The organism is Roseburia faecis (genome assembly GCF_001406815.1).
Taxonomy (GTDB): Bacteria; Bacillota; Clostridia; order Lachnospirales; family Lachnospiraceae; genus Roseburia; species Roseburia faecis.
Genome location: NZ_CVRR01000005.1, coordinates 373,210 through 388,932 on the forward strand (window position 1 = coordinate 373,210; position 15,723 = coordinate 388,932).

Consider the following 15,723-nt stretch of genomic DNA (forward strand, 5'->3'; position numbering starts at 1 on the left):
GTGAATCAGGCTTCTGCCTTACGATAAAATCTGGCCTTCATTGCCATATCTGCCGGCACCTTAATCGTCAGCAGATTCGTGTGGTCAAATGCCTTCGATGTCCTGACGGATACCACTTCCGCCTCACAGATTTTTTCACCGCTCCGGCTCATTCCGTATCCCTTTTCTCCCTTTTCCGGAAGTGGAAGGAATTCATATGGAAGCGTCACGGTTGCAAATCCCGGCTCATACGTTTCATCGACTAAGAAGATTGCCTGTCCGGAGCAGGATGCCACGCACATACCGCATCCGATGCAATCCACATCCGGATCTACCACCGGAAGGGAGGTAATATTTTCTCCAATCCTGATGCAATGCTTCGGGCATGCATCCTGACATGGGTTACACGGAATGTTCTGTGTACATTCCATCACCGGATGAACACCGACTTTGTGTGTCACGCCCGGGAAGCGTTCGATTTCATCATCTGCAACATATCCTTTTTTCAGAAGATTCATGGAAATATCGATTCCTTCTTCTGTCTTCTCGATAAGTTTTCCACGATTCTTTGGAGCAAACATGCCCTGACGCAGTCCGTCAAGTGCATCCTCCTGTTCTTTTACCTTTGTCTTTAATTCTTCCTCATCCATATATCCCAGGTAATGGGCAGCTGCGATTCCTGCGATACGTCCCTCGATCATGGCAGAGCTGGCTTCCTCGATCCCCGATACATCGCCTGCTACGAAAATTCCCTTAATTGAGGTTTCGCCATATGCATCACAGATCGGAACCTGTCCGCCACGCTTTGGATTGTCTTCCATCTCGCAGCCCGCCATTTTCAACAGCTGCGACATAGGAGAAAGTCCGACTGCCAGACAGATCGTATCCACATCGAAATGCTTTTCGGTTCCCGGAATGAACTGGAAGTGGTCATCCACTTCTGCAATCGTAACACCAGTCACATACTCCTCGCCCTCTGCTTTTACAATAGTATGGGAAAGATAAAACGGAACACCGGTTCGTGCAACCTTTGCTGCATGGACTCCGTACCCACCGACACGGGGTGCTGCATCAACCAGTGCAACCACATCACAGCCGCACTGCATCAGCTGGAAGGATACGACCAGACCGACATTTCCGGAACCAAGCATCAGAATTTTGTTTCCCGGTTTTACCCCGTGCAGATTCATCATCGTCTGTGCGGCTCCTGCGCCGATGACTCCCGGAAGATTCCAGCCCTCAAAGGTAACCATATTTTCAGCGGCTCCTGTAGCAATGATTATGGAATCTCCTTTGTAGTGATGAACCTCATCTTTGATCCTTACCACAATTTCTTTATCCAGATACATGCCGATAACGGTTGCATTCAGCACAACTTTCACACCGGCATCCGCTGCTTCCTGCAACAGCTGCTGTCCGATCACAAAACCTCTGACTTTTGCCTTATGTTCCTTTGATCCAAAGAATTTATGGATCTGCTTAAACAGCTGTCCACCCGGCTTCTCATTTTCATCAAATACTACAACTTTCAGTCCCCGCTTTGCTGCCTCAACTGCTGCAGACAATCCGGATGGACCGGCTCCTACGATAATCAGATCATAACGCTTCATATTACTCACTCCCCTCTACTGTTCTTCAAACGGTTTATCCGATACGCCGTACTGTGTCTGGACTTTCATGCCCTCTGCAAGCGGTGTCATGCAGGTGCGGACATTTGGTTTTCCATCCACGACCATCACGCAGTCGGTGCATCTTCCGATCGCACAGAAGATTCCTCTCGGTTTGTGTTCCTTTTTGGTATAACGGTGAACCATCACGCCTGCGGCTTTTAATGCTGCGGCAATTGGCTCTCCTTCGTATCCCTGTAATTCTTTACCGTCATAGGTGAATGTAACCAGTTTCCCTTTCTGCTGTTCTCCAAGGATTGGATGTTCTGAAATTCTGCTGCTCATATAACTCCTTCCTTTCTATGTGTAATCATGTATGGTTTCCGTGAAAATCAAAAAGACGCCTATGATTTCTCATAGACGCCTTTGTCTAATGCGGTGCCCCGTAAGGGGTATCGCCTTCGTACATCGCTTCCGCGTGAGCGGAACTCTCATGCGATGTGCTCCTTATTACGGTGCCCCGTAAGGGGTATCGCCTGCGGTACATCTCCGATGTATCGCCCTCCATTATGTTTTTTCCAAGAACCAATTACTTTTCTTAACTTGTCCTTATCATACCCTCTCTCCCAACACATGTATTGTAAAAAACGATACAACAAAAAAGAAGCTGTGCATTCATGCAACAGCTTCCTTCTTTGTTTTCATCTCCGACAAATTATCCTTCAATCACTTTTTTGATTGCTGCAAACAGCTCATCGTACGTCTCATATGCAGGAATATCCGGATACTCAGCCTTGATCGCATCGGTACTCTTAAATAAGAACCCCGCCTTGCTGGCCTGGATCATGCCAAGATCATTGTGACTGTCTCCGCTAGCGATGGTATCATAACCGATGGACTGTAATGCCTTGACGGTTGTGTACTTGGACTTCTCACAGCGCATCTTAAAGCCCGTGATCTCTCCGTTATCGGCAACTTCAAGCGAGTTGCAGAAAATTGTCGGGTATCCGAGTTTTTTCATAAGCGGACCTGCAAACTGGGAAAACGTATCACTGATGATAATCACCTGTGTCATGGCACGCAGTTTATCCAAAAATTCCTTTGCGCCCGGAATCGGATCGATCTTTGCGATGGTCTCCTGAATCTCTTTGAGTCCAAGACCGTGCTCCTTTAAAATTCCGATACGGTATTTCATAAGCTTATCATAATCCGGCTCATCCCTGGTTGTTCTCTTTAATTCCGGAATGCCGGTCTCTTCTGCAAATGCGATCCAGATTTCCGGTACCAGTACACCTTCTAAGTCCAAGCAAACAATTTCCATTTTTTCTTCCTCCATGTGAAAATAAATATACTACTATTCCGATTTAGTTCCATTGTAATGAATTCGGCAGTCCCTGTCTAGTACCAAAAGGAGATTCCTATTGATTGATAAAAACAAGAGACCACAAATTATTTCTGTGATCCCTTGTTTGTCTATCTTTCCAACTGCTCATACCAGTCTTGTGGAAACCCTATATGTTTTAACGATATGTCATCCTCATATTCTTCTATTACAGCCCTTAATTCTGTCATAACCTTGCTATTCCATTCTTTCTTATCGGGATACAATCGTTTAAGAACTAATATCTGGGAAAATAATTTTCTATTTTGTGGTGCTACAGATTCCTTTGGCATTTTAGGTAATGCCGTAAATGACCAATAATATAACCTTGAATAATGAGCACATCTATTTCTTAAGTCAGTAATACAACGTAACCAGCTTTTTAAACACGCTACTGATGTATCATATATCTCTTTTGCTATATATTTCTGATCGCCCGATTGTAAATCCGCATAAAAATAAGATAGCATCCCCATCGAAAAGAATTCGATAATTACCCATATCGGAAATTTTCCATCATATTTTTCCTTATGATGCTTAACAACTAAACTGTTTTTATTTTCCTCTATGCAAACATTCAGTAGTTTTCTAAATTTATCATGATTGTGTTTTTTATTATAAATACTCTTATCCATGTACCCCAAAGATCCATAGACATGTCCACAGTAATAAGCAAGTTGTGTTCTTAAATGTAATTCAATTCTCTCTATACAATTAAACAGTACTCCTCGTAATTTACTATCAAACTTATAAATTCGTTGAATTCTATTAAAACTTATATCTGCAAAATATGTTCCATTCTTTTTTCTAAACGGAAGAAAATAAGCAGATAAACGATAATAGTTTGCCTGCTTTAAAAAACTGATACATTCCGTATCATTATTCACTATAAAGCCTTTTTCTTTGATAAGTTCCACTTGCTGTTCATAGGTTTTCGGCTGTTTTATAATTTGATAATCATGCCCTGCTTTACTATGATTTTCCCGTACACCATCGCTTATATCCACTATTATTTCTCCCAAAATAAAAATGTCTCCCCATGGGACACATCACTTACGTGAGAGGTGTGGGGAGTCCTGTTGATATTATAATATGCTATTTCTATAAAAATCGCAACCATTTTTTAATTTATTTTTTCTGTCTAAATACAATCGTTACTCTTCACTTCTGTTGTGCCATAAATCTTCGGTAAAAGAACACCCCCACCAGCGTGGTAAGAACTTCCGTCACCGGAAAAGTAAACCAGAAATAATTAAGTCCCAGACGGGAAAACAAATATCCAAGCGGTACAAACAGAATCATCGTGCGCACGACGGTAAGAAGCGAACTTTTGACTGCTGCACCAACCGCCTGAAAAAATACCAGAAAAATCAGGGAAGTAACCATCGGGATAAAACTGATTCCCACAAAATGAAACCCAACGGTTCCAATCGCAATCACCTGTGGATCACTTGTAAATACCCGAAGCATCTGTCCAGGAATCAGATTGAAAACTAACGTCCCGATAAACATCAGCCCCATGCCTCCCACAAGCGAAGTGGACAATGTTTTCTTACAGCGATCCATCTGCCCCGAAGCATAATTGTAGCTGATCACCGGTACAATACAGGTCTGCAGTGCCCCCAGCGGAATAAAGAAAAATGACTGCCACTTGTAATAAAGTCCCAGTGCCGTAACTGCCTGATCGGAAAAGGTTGCAAGAATCAGATTCAGTCCGAGAATATAAAAGGTATATGCCGACTGCATAAGGATATTCGGAATTCCAAGTTTATAAATAAAACAGATATCCCGCGGATACACCGAAAGCGGTGGAGACTTGCGAAACCCTTTTTTCATTACAATAAGAGCCGCTACAATCTGTCCCACAACAGTTGCGATGGCAGCTCCGGCAATCCCAAGTTTCGGAAGCCCGAACAGTCCAAAAATAAATAACGGGTCCAGCGCGATATTAACCAGTGCCCCCACAATCTGTGCGATCATCGGTGTCTTCATATCCCCATTTGCCTGTAAAATCTTTGTCCAGATACTTTCGGTAAACAATCCAATGCTGAATACGCAGACGATCCGGCCGTATACAATCACATCCTTTATGACTTCCGGGGAATCCGTAGACATCCGTGCATATGCCGGCATAAAAAAGAAACAGACTGCCGCAAAAAGCACCCACAATGCCAGCGTAAGCGGTGTTCCGATTCCTCCATATTCATTTGCTTTTTTCTCATCATGCACACCCAGATAATGTGCCATTGCCGTATTGATCCCGACTCCCGTTCCTACAGCAATGGCAATCATAAGAAGCTGCAATGGATAAATAATGGAAAGTGCCGTCAGTCCACTCTCCGAATATTTTCCGACAAATAAACTGTCTACGATGTTATAAAGCGCCTGGATCAGCTGGGCGAGCATGACCGGAGGTGCAATCTTGAGCAGAATCCTGCTGACTTTTTCTGTTCCAAAAAAGTTGCTGTCTGATGTATTCATAAAACAAAATCCCCTGTGAAAATTCGTATTTCCACAGGGGATTTTACGCCCGAAAATCATACAAGTCAATCTGTTTTTCCCATCCATTTACACCAGCCTGGGATGCTTTTTCTTTTCAAAAATTTATAAATGATAAGCATACACCCGTGCTTCATATGCCTGCAGCATTTCTTCCTTCTGTTTGGAATAATTTCCGATCAAAAGCTTGGCATCTGCAGGAATCTGCTCCGTTACTTCTGCCGGAATGGAAACTTCTTTTTCCGTAAAATTACAAAGCACCATCAGCCGCTGCGTCCCGAGCATTCTGGTATAGATAAATAATGCCTCATCCTCCGGTGCTAACAGTTTGTAATCCCCATAAACGATAATCTCGTTCTCATGACGCAGGCGAATCAGTTTTTTGTAGTACGAAAAGACAGAATCCGGATCGCTGATCTCCTGTTTTGCATTGACTTTAGGATAGTTACTGTTTACCTTAATCCACGGAGTTCCTGTGGTAAAACCAGCATTTGCACTGTCATCCCACTGCATCGGCGTGCGCGCATTGTCGCGGCTGATCCGCTTTAAATATCCCATCATTTCTTCATGAGATACCCCACAGGTTTCTGTCAGTTCTTTGTAAGCATTCAGGCTTTCAATATCCCGGTAATCCTCTAACTGATCAAAATAAGCATTACACATGCCAAGTTCTTCCCCCTGATAAACATATGGCGTTCCCTGCATCATATGCAGACAGGTTCCCAGCATTTTTGCTGAAATTTCCCGATACTGTTCACTGTCATTTCCAAACCAGGAAACCGAGCGCGGCTGATCATGATTGGATAAAAACAAACTGTTCCAGGCTTTCCCTTCCAGTCCGGTCTGCCATCTGGATAAAATCTTCTTCCATACCGGAAGCGGCATCTTATGGCTGTCCCATTTACCGTAATGGTTGTCTGCCTCCGGTCCTCCTCCGGTATGTTCGAACTGGAAAACCATGTTCAGTTCGCTGCCATCTGCATTTGCATATTTTTTTGCCTCTTCCAGCGTCACTCCGGATGCCTCGCCCACTGTGATCAGATCATAATGGGAAAGCACTTTCCGGTTCATTTCTTTTAAATACTCATGCACATGCGGACCGTTCGCACAACCACTGTCTGCGTATCCGGTTTCTCCCGGAATTCCATCCGGCAGTCCTTCCGGTTTGGAAATCAGGCTGATCACGTCCATACGGAATCCATCAATGCCTTTTTCACACCACCAGTTCATCATCTCAAATACCCGGTCCCGCACTTTTGGATTGTCCCAGTTGAGATCCGGCTGTTTTTTCGAAAACAGATGCAGGAAATACATATCCGTCTGTGGATCATATTTCCATGCCGAACCACTGAAACAGGACCCCCAGTTATTCGGCTCTTTTCCGTCTTTTCCTTTTCTCCAGATATAAAAATCGCGGTATGGATTATCCACGCTCTTTCTGCTTTCCACAAACCATGCATGCTCATCGGATGTATGATTGACAACCAGATCCATCATGATCTTAATTCCCAGCTCATGTGCCCGTGCAAGCATTCTGTCATAATCTTCCATGGTTCCGAATTCTTCCATGATTGCCTGATAATCGCTGATGTCGTATCCATTGTCATCGTTCGGTGACTGATAAACCGGGGACAGCCAGATCACATCAATTCCAAGTTCTTTGAGGTACTCTAATTTTTCTGTAATACCATTGAGATCCCCGATGCCGTCTCCATTTGAATCCATGAAACTCCGCGGATAAATCTGATATACAACCGCTTCTTTCCACCATGCCTTATTCAATACCGTATCCTCCTTGCCTCTCTCATATTTGAATACCTGCATTATACGGCATTTTTACGGAATTTTCTTTCACATTACTGCGCAAAAATAAAACAATTCTGCCCTTTGTGTGTATTTTCTTTCATTAGAAAAGCTGATCTGCATTCTCGCAAACCAGCTTTTCCTATCATTTTAAAGAGAGTCGTATGTTTTTGTGTTATACATTTTTACTGTGCATCTGCTGTTTTCTGTACATTTTGCAGTTCTTTTAATGGATCTGCTCCCGCCGCAACATTCTGCATTGCGACCTGAAGTGCAGTCTCGATTTCACTGTTGGAAAGTTTTCTGCTTCCGGCAGCATTGGAAACATATTTATTTACATCATCAATTGATTGCTGCTGTAATTCTCCATCAACAGTTCCCGTATAGGAAATATCATTTGACACCGGTGCTCCCTGCAGATAATTGACCCAATACTGCTGTCCGTCACCATCTGCAAGGAACTGAATAAATTTCATTGCTGCTTCTTTATTCTTGCAATCTTTATTCATGCTGACCATAACATCTACGCCGGACGTTCCAAGCTGCTCACCACTATCAGATACTCCCGGGAATGGTTCCATTCCGATAACATCACCTTTATTTCCAATTTCCGTTCCCTGAATTTCAGAACTTGAGGATGAAGTTGGTCCTAAATGCCAGGAACCAGTCATAAAAAATACTGCTTTTCTGGCAAAGAAATATTGATCTCTTGCATCAGGGTATGTCGAAACTCCCAATGCTCCATCTTCAAAAATTCCATCTGTAAACATTTTTTTCCATGCATTCATGGTATCTACAAAACACTGATCTGTCCATTTTCTTTTTCCAGCTTCTGCTTCATATACAGCACCATTTTCAAATTCATTGGATGCCTGAATAAACCAATCCGAATTTATCCAGTCATCAGCAGCTCCTGCAGCTACACATACATAACCTTTTGCTTTCGCCTTCGCTGCCGCATCCTTTAATTCGTCATACGTTGTCGGAACCTTATCAATTCCACATTCATCCATAAGTGTCTTGTTATACATCAATGTCGTCATTCCTGCTACCAGAAGTGGCATTCCTGCCATCGTACCATCTTCTGTGGTACACTGATCAACTGCATTGGAATTAATTTTATCTTCCCATCCACTCCAATACTGATCCGCTGTTTCTTTCATATCAACGGAAAACTTGGCATATTGATTCATCATGGAACCTGTTGTCATACCATATAAATCAGGACCTGTTCCAGATGCCATGGCAACCTGAAGCTTTTCAAAAAAGTCATCCTGTTCTGTTCTGGTATAATCAATATGAATATTTGGATTTTCTTTTTCGAATTCATTAATCATTTCTTCTGATTGATCATTCGTTGGAAGCCACGACCAGAATGTTAATGTCACATCTTCATTTGATGCTCCCTGTGTTCCACTGTCTTTGTTGTCTCCTGATCCACATCCTACAACTGCGGTTGCCATAACCGCTGCCATGATCAAAGCCATGCATCTTTTCCATCTCTTTTTCATAAGCGTTCCCCCTTATTACACTTGGTTGATTTGATGATATTAAATTACTATATTTTTATCTGTCTATGTACTCAAATTTTTTAACAATTTGTGTAATTTTTTGTGTAGCAATATTGCAAAATCCGGGTATTTTTTAGTTGTAAATTCATGCCAGTATTTCCACTGTCCGAAAAATCTTTTATTTCCTTACCATTTACCCAAAGATGCGAGAAATCTCCGTCTGCGATCCGATAAATTGCATATCGTCCCACTTCATTCTCCATGAAAGTCATATTCTTTTCACCAATTTCTATGCAAACGCATCCATGATGATCCACTGCCTCCAATTGTATTTCTTCCACATAATCGCTTTTTGTCAGCTTACTTTTCATATTTAGAACATGACGTTTCGGAGCCATGCCTTCGTCATCAACATTTACGTTTTGCTCCAGCCTGTAATTTTCATCGAGATAAACGAGATCTTTGCCGGTCAGATCAAATGTTTCCGTTACTGCAAAACTGTGAAGCGTAAGGTCAGAAAAATAAGTTTCTATGCCGAGCCGGTCTTTCCCCTGTGAATCATATCTGTGCGCATAGTCACAAAAACGATATTTTTCATCCAGAATAACCGTATATTTATCTTTTTTTCTGTCCACACAAATGCAATGAGGAACTGTATAATCATAATTTTGTTCCAGTTTTTCACTGAGCAGAACCTGTTCCACAGCATTTACACACTCAATCATTTCACATGTAGATCTGCCACTGTGAATCTGTAATTTTACATAATTTTGTGCATCTGACCATGCAAGATAAATATCATAACGGCATCCAATATGATTTTGCGCTGCAGAAATCCAATACTCACAACGATAGAACTTCCCCATTTGTGCTAACCAGACCTGCTGATTGACCTTTAAATCATTTTTACAGACAGCTGCCATCTGCGGTACTTTCTGTGCTTCCTGTGTCGGTCCGTTACAAATCATCTGTAACCCATTAAACATAAGCGGATCCATTCGCATTTCTCTTTGTTCCTTTTCCGGAATCAGATCCTCTTTTGCCATCCGTCCATGATATACAATCCAGTCATCTACCATATTCGGAGCTTTTACGATTGTATTATGACCGGTTCCCTCTACCAACTCATTTTTATGAAGCAATGGCATCCAGATATCATTTGACGGATACTTATTCCAGACCATATCAAGCAGATTTTCTTTATTTTCTGCAACGGCTGTTCCTACAAAATAATCCACATTTACATATGCATTCGCGGAATACGTAAGAAAGCAATGATTTCCATGAACAACTGTGGCAGCTCCCTCTAATGTATACCAGTCTCTCCCATCGCCAAAACGGTCTTTAGCAAAAATTTCCTGTTCCAGAGTTGGAAGAAGCACCGGTTTCGGATTCCCTGCAAATTGCTCCGGAGATAACATTTCATCCAATAAAATAATAGTTCCCGCTACTTTCTCATCCGTTCCAATCCAATCATTGACGGAATAAAACATATACAGCTTCTCATTCCACAAAATCGGATGTGAATCTATAGAAAATTTATTAAAAAACGTCTTTTCCCATACGAATGGTCCTTCCGGATTTTTCGATTCGGCAAGTTTAAGCCACTGTTTATGCCCATCCTCTTCTTCTCTGTCCAAATTGGAATAATACATATAAAATACTCCGTTCCAATAAAACACAGATGGTGCCCAATAATCTCTTTTATCCGGCTCTTTAATTGCATATCCTTTATACTCCCAGTGTACCAGGTCTTCTGATATACTGACTTTTACTCCATCACTGTCTGTTGCATAGCAATAATATGTTCCACACCACCGCATAACAAACGGATCTGGGTTTGTATGCCTTTTCCCATCCGAAAACGGAACGGGATTACAAAAAAATTTTTCTACGTCCATAATTTATCCTTTCACTGCGCCTGCGGTAATACCTGATACAAGGAATTTCTGACTTACCAGATAAACCAGAATTGATGGCAATGCCAACAAAATCATAACAGCATAAATACGTGCCACATCTACCGGACTCTGATATGTACTCGACATAAAATACTGCGCTGCCAATGTAACTGTATAATTATCTTCACTCCGCATTACAAGAAGCGGAACCAGATAATCATTCCATGAATAAATAAAAGTAAGTACCAGTACATTTGCGATCATCGGTACACTCAATGGAACCATGAATTTTCTCCATATACAAAATGTTGTTGCTCCATCTATTCTTGCACTTTCGATCAATTCATCCGGTATCGTATCAAAATAATTCTTTATCATCAGTAACATCATCGGTGCATTAAATGCAATCAATGGGAGAATCACTCCAAAATGTGTATCCAATAACTTTAAATTTTTAATTGTTGCAAATAAAGGACTTGTTACAGCAGCTACCGGGACAGCCAGACATGCAAGTATCATTCCATAAATTATTTTACTGCCCGGAAATTTCATTTTTGAAAATGCAAATGCCGCCAATGCCGTAATGGCTGTAACAACAACAGCCGTTGTAACTCCGATAAACAAACTATTAAATACAACCTTAAAATAACTGATTTTTTTATAACTTAACACATATGCATAATTTCCAAAGCCGTTAATTGTAAACGATTTTGTCAATGCAATCACCAAAGGAAGAATCCAGATCGCTGCACATACTATTAAAACCAGATAAGTGAAAACCTTTGATTTTGCTCTCTTCTTTTTTCCCATCGTTTAGTCCTCCTTACCGAATTTCACCTGCAGGAATGACATCACCATAGCAATAATCAGAATTGCCACACCTATGGATGCCGCACCTCCGGCGTTAAAATCTTTAAATGCTTTCTCATACAGATAAGTGTTCATAACTGTCGTGGATCTTCCAGGTCCACCACCGGTAAGAAGTTTTACAATATCAAACGTTTTCAGAGAACCTACGATGCCAAGAATTATTAATACATTTGTAGTTCCTTTCAGCATCGGAAGTGTCACGGAGAAAGTTGTTCTCCAAAATCCCGCTCCATCAATTTTTGCAGCTTCATACACATCATCCGGTAAACTCATCAGCCCTGCATAATAGGTAATCATAGAAAATCCCATCCACTGAAAAATATTTACAATAATAACTGAAACCAGTGCAATCTTAGGATCTCCCAACCAGTTTACTGCAAATCCGTTTAAATGAATTGCTCTCAGAAACTGATTTAACGCTCCGTTTGTAGGGTCCATGATAATTCTGAAAATGGCAGTAATAATAGAAGTAGCCATTGCAATCGGCATAAAATAAATAGCCTTAAATACATTAGACCCCGGAAGTTTTTTCTTTAAAAGAACCGCAAGCACAAATCCCAAAAGTGCCTGAATAAAAACCGTTCCCACAAAGAAAATCAAGTTATTCACTACCGATGTCCAGAATACATGATCCTTAAACATTTTTATGTAGTTTTTCAGTGCCACAAAATGGAATACATCTGTCATTCCATCCCAATCTGTAAAACTGACCACTACAGTGTCAATGATGCAATAATACACCAGTACGAAGGACAGCACGATCATCGGTAAAATATACAGATATGCTATCCAGCTTTTCTTTCCTGTCTTATTCATATCCTTCACCTCCATGACTCAATTATAGAGAAATCACGAGGCAAAAAAGATAACATTTTTTTGGAAAATACTCTATTTTTTTGCCGCAAACGCGCTTGGCGTCATGCCAACCATTTCTTTAAATACTTTAAAGAAATAATTATAATTACGAAATCCCGACTGTTCTACGATCTCTTTCATAGAAATATCATTACGAATCAAAAGACTTTTTGCCTTATTTACACGCTGTTGATTTAAATATTCCACAAAACGTAATCCTGTTTCCTTTTTAAACTCTTTACTGAGAGAGGTATAACTGCATCCCACGATCTCTGCACATTTCTCAAGCGAAATATCTGCTGTATAATTCTCCTGAATGTAAATGAGTGCTTTTGTAATATTAGCAGAATACTGTTTTCTCTCCTGCTGACGCAAATCCTGAGTTTGCCTGTGTAATATTTCAAGAATCAACGAACGATACTGTCCAAATACCTCAAACTGATCCATTTTCTGAAATTGCTGATCCGTGTCACTTTCTTCCAGATACCCATACTTCTTCATAAGTTGAATAATTTGAACACAACATTGATGTGCATACTTCTTATATACCTGTCCACGTTCCATTATATCCAGCATTTCTCCTATTGTATCTATATATGCCGGCATATGATTGGCAAATTCAAATTCCAGCTGTTCCCAACAGGTATCTTCCAATATCTGCCCGGAATAGACAACAGGATTCGTAACCGTTGTATAAACAATGCGGTTTTCTCCCAAATAAAATTTATCATGCAATAAGATCCGAATTTTATTAATTTCCTGCATTGCTCCATCAAGATTCGCATGTACTTCCCCACATACAACTGACAATGTTGTATCCAGCATTCGAATTGCAAGCCTTTGCAACCTAGCCGCAATATTACTGATTGAATTCATCATTAACAACATGCTCTTTTCCTTTTCAAAAGAGATCAATATATATAAATGATATTCTTTTGTCATATATATAATATACGGATAATTTTCTCCCAATATCTGACTGATAATATCTATAACTGCTTTACTGATATCCTGCTTATATTCCAGCGGATGAATATCTTTCCGTATTTTATAATCCGGACTAATGGCAATGCAACATACATTAGAACAACAAAATTCAATTTTGTTTTCTTCCGTGAGCTTTCGAATATAATCAGCCTGAAACGAAATTTCCTCCCGTATACAAAATCCCCTTTTCCGATAAACTTTCTTTCCTTTTGGAACTATACGATATTGCTCCCGTACCTGATCTAATACATGAAGCAAATACTCTTTTGTCAATTCATGCTTTAACAAATAATTTGCTGCACCATTAACCAGACTTCCCCTTACAAAATTAAAATCATCAAATCCACTAATTGCAATAACCGGGAGATATTCATTTATAATATGTACATTGCGCATCAATTCCACACCATTCATTTCCGGCATCTGCATGTCACATAACAAAATATCAACGGAATTCTTTCTTAACCAGTCCAATGCAGTTTTTCCATTCTTAAAATCCGCTATAATTTCATAAATGTCATTTTCCTCAAGATATTTCTTTATTGTATTCCTACTGGACAATTCATCATCTACCAAAACCAATTGTATCTTTTCCATTTTCCTCAACCTCCCTAATAACTGGCAGCACAAAGACACATCTTGTATATGCTCCAATTTTACTTTCATAATGCAATCCATATGCATCACCAAAACAAAGTCTGATTCTCTCATTCACATTTGCAACACCAATACCATTAAATGATTTCTTATCTTTTTTCTTTTCAGAAAGAATCTTCTTTATGGCTTCCTCGGGCATCCCTTCTCCGTTATCCTCAATCCATATTTCTAACCGTTCTTTTTGAATACAGGTCTTTATCAGTATTTTTCCCTGTTTTGACAAATCCACCGGAATTCCGTGATAAATTGCATTTTCTATAATCGGCTGCAAAATAAATCTTGGTACATATAACGAAAGTGTATCCGGTTCTATCTGTCTTTCTACCTGAAAATCAAAACTTCCACTATATTCCATAATAACAAGATAATTATCCACATATTCCAATTCTTTTTTTAGACAAATCAATGCATTATCCTGATGAATAACCGCACGTAAAAGATAATTTAACGCATTAACTAATGGTATAATATTGTCTGCATGCTGAATTTTTGCCATCCATGCAACATTGTTTAAGACGTTAGAAACAAAATGTGGGTTGATTTGTGCCTGTAAAAAGGCCATTTCTGCAATGCGTTTATCCCTCTCTTCCTGCGCAACCTGCTTCATCAAATCAGAAATCTGATACACCATCCCGTTAAATGTTTCTCCCATCTGTCCAATTTCATCATTTTCTTTTATTCGATACTGAACCGTTAAATCTCCCTTTGACACTTCTTTCATCTTATTTCGTAAAACAGTAATTTCCCCTGTAAGCTTTGTCACAAAAAATGTCAGAATTAAAACTGCCAGACCGATAATCATTATAATTACCATTCCGGTCAAAACCATTGTTTTTTGAATACCGGAAATATAATATTCAGACGGAATACTCATTTTAAATGTCCAGCCAACATTTTTTGCATAAAATGTATTTGAAACATATGCCCTATTCTTTACGCTAATCTTTCTGTCTCTGTTCGCATATATTTCCGTTCCCTGATCATTGATTACTTCAAAATAACTGTTCTTTGGTAAATTGACAGAAAACATTTGATCGATTACACTGTAATCAAAATATACGATTACATATCCTATAATATTTTCTTTATCATCAGTAATGGCTCTCACTGCCGGAACCACATAATCACTGGATACCGTAGATTTCAAGCCTTCCATATGTATAGGTTCCATCATTATTACTGTTTTTTTCAGCTTATCGCAATTCAGATTTTTCACTTTCTGATAAATAGTGTTATTTTGTTCAATGACATGATTTGATGAAAATATGCATTTTTCATTTGCCGCAATCGAAATTCCAGAAATATAATATTTGTATCCATCAATACCATTTAAATACTCCAATATTTTTCTGCGATTTTCCAAATATATCTGATTCCATTGATTATTTTGTTTTATCTGCTCTGAATTCAGTGTATTTACCGGCTGTATAACATTCTTTTGATTTTCGGAAATCATGGTTGCCATGTATGATGTGTCCGTTAAAAGATATTCAAACGCATGATATGCATCTTTCATTGAGCTTTCAGAAACATTTTGTAAATATGTACTGGTCAATTTACTGCTTGTCTGATACCAGATTCCCATAATAACCGCCCCACTTAGGGCCAAAATAATTACTACTACAAGTATAATTTTATTTTTTAACTTCATTATTGTGCCTCCTATCCCCAAT

At 39.8% G+C, this 15,723-nt stretch carries 12 protein-coding genes; all 12 read right to left on the bottom strand.

Translation table 11 applies throughout. From position 1 onward, the window contains the following. Positions 1-5: 5 nt before the first annotated feature. The 12 genes from M72_RS02715 to M72_RS02770 all read right to left on the bottom strand — a co-directional run bounded on the left by M72_RS02715 (position 6) and on the right by M72_RS02770 (position 15,701). A complete protein-coding gene (locus M72_RS02715) occupies positions 6-1,589 on the bottom strand; it encodes an FAD-dependent oxidoreductase (RefSeq protein ID WP_055067069.1) in 1,584 nt (527 codons plus the stop codon). Between the two features lie 15 nt (positions 1,590-1,604). Next, positions 1,605-1,931, bottom strand: a complete 327-nt coding sequence (locus tag M72_RS02720) for a (2Fe-2S)-binding protein (RefSeq protein ID WP_022045379.1) — start codon at positions 1,929-1,931, stop codon at positions 1,605-1,607. A 370-nt stretch (positions 1,932-2,301) separates the two neighbouring features. Further along, the gene (gene thrH / locus M72_RS02725; RefSeq protein WP_022045380.1) at positions 2,302-2,907 is read right to left on the bottom strand and encodes a bifunctional phosphoserine phosphatase/homoserine phosphotransferase ThrH; all 606 of its coding nucleotides are present in this window, start codon (positions 2,905-2,907) and stop codon (positions 2,302-2,304) included. Between the two features lie 152 nt (positions 2,908-3,059). After that, positions 3,060-3,989: an Abi family protein gene (locus M72_RS02730; RefSeq protein WP_207737049.1), complete on the bottom strand. Its 930-nt coding sequence runs from the start codon at positions 3,987-3,989 to the stop codon at positions 3,060-3,062. A gap of 139 nt (positions 3,990-4,128) precedes the next feature. Continuing rightward, positions 4,129-5,448 carry an MATE family efflux transporter gene (locus M72_RS02735; RefSeq protein WP_055067070.1) on the bottom strand — a complete coding sequence of 440 codons (1,320 nt, stop codon included), beginning with the start codon at positions 5,446-5,448 and terminating at the stop codon, positions 4,129-4,131. Positions 5,449-5,571: 123 nt separating this feature from the next. Then, complete coding sequence (locus tag M72_RS02740; protein WP_055067071.1) at positions 5,572-7,248, bottom strand: glycoside hydrolase family 13 protein; 1,677 nt, start codon at positions 7,246-7,248, stop codon at positions 5,572-5,574. 206 nt (positions 7,249-7,454) lie between these two features. After that, on the bottom strand, positions 7,455-8,780 hold the full coding sequence (locus M72_RS02745) for an ABC transporter substrate-binding protein (protein WP_055067072.1): 1,326 nt from the start codon (positions 8,778-8,780) through the stop codon (positions 7,455-7,457). 80 nt (positions 8,781-8,860) lie between these two features. Beyond that, a complete protein-coding gene (locus M72_RS02750) occupies positions 8,861-10,681 on the bottom strand; it encodes a glycoside hydrolase family 43 protein (RefSeq protein ID WP_055067073.1) in 1,821 nt (606 codons plus the stop codon). Positions 10,682-10,684: 3 nt separating this feature from the next. Then, positions 10,685-11,491, bottom strand: a complete 807-nt coding sequence (locus M72_RS02755; RefSeq protein WP_055067074.1) for a carbohydrate ABC transporter permease — start codon at positions 11,489-11,491, stop codon at positions 10,685-10,687. A 3-nt stretch (positions 11,492-11,494) separates the two neighbouring features. Next, complete coding sequence (locus M72_RS02760) at positions 11,495-12,367, bottom strand: carbohydrate ABC transporter permease (RefSeq protein ID WP_055067075.1); 873 nt, start codon at positions 12,365-12,367, stop codon at positions 11,495-11,497. Positions 12,368-12,439: 72 nt separating this feature from the next. After that, entirely contained in the window at positions 12,440-13,990 is a 1,551-nt protein-coding gene (locus tag M72_RS02765) for a response regulator transcription factor (RefSeq protein ID WP_055067076.1), read from the bottom strand. Then, positions 13,959-15,701: a sensor histidine kinase gene (locus tag M72_RS02770; protein WP_055067077.1), complete on the bottom strand. Its 1,743-nt coding sequence runs from the start codon at positions 15,699-15,701 to the stop codon at positions 13,959-13,961. The genes M72_RS02765 and M72_RS02770 overlap by 32 nt, the downstream gene beginning before the upstream one ends. Positions 15,702-15,723 lie beyond the last annotated feature (22 nt).

Coding starts and splice junctions, on each gene's coding strand:
- M72_RS02715 (WP_055067069.1), bottom strand. CDS start 1,589: ATGAAGCGTTATGATCTGATTATCGTAGGAGCCGGTCCATCCGGATTG.
- M72_RS02720 (WP_022045379.1), bottom strand. CDS start 1,931: ATGAGCAGCAGAATTTCAGAACATCCAATCCTTGGAGAACAGCAGAAA.
- thrH (WP_022045380.1), bottom strand. CDS start 2,907: ATGGAAATTGTTTGCTTGGACTTAGAAGGTGTACTGGTACCGGAAATC.
- M72_RS02735 (WP_055067070.1), bottom strand. CDS start 5,448: ATGAATACATCAGACAGCAACTTTTTTGGAACAGAAAAAGTCAGCAGG.
- M72_RS02745 (WP_055067072.1), bottom strand. CDS start 8,780: ATGAAAAAGAGATGGAAAAGATGCATGGCTTTGATCATGGCAGCGGTT.
- M72_RS02750 (WP_055067073.1), bottom strand. CDS start 10,681: ATGGACGTAGAAAAATTTTTTTGTAATCCCGTTCCGTTTTCGGATGGG.
- M72_RS02755 (WP_055067074.1), bottom strand. CDS start 11,491: ATGGGAAAAAAGAAGAGAGCAAAATCAAAGGTTTTCACTTATCTGGTT.
- M72_RS02760 (WP_055067075.1), bottom strand. CDS start 12,367: ATGAATAAGACAGGAAAGAAAAGCTGGATAGCATATCTGTATATTTTA.
- M72_RS02765 (WP_055067076.1), bottom strand. CDS start 13,990: ATGGAAAAGATACAATTGGTTTTGGTAGATGATGAATTGTCCAGTAGG.
- M72_RS02770 (WP_055067077.1), bottom strand. CDS start 15,701: ATGAAGTTAAAAAATAAAATTATACTTGTAGTAGTAATTATTTTGGCC.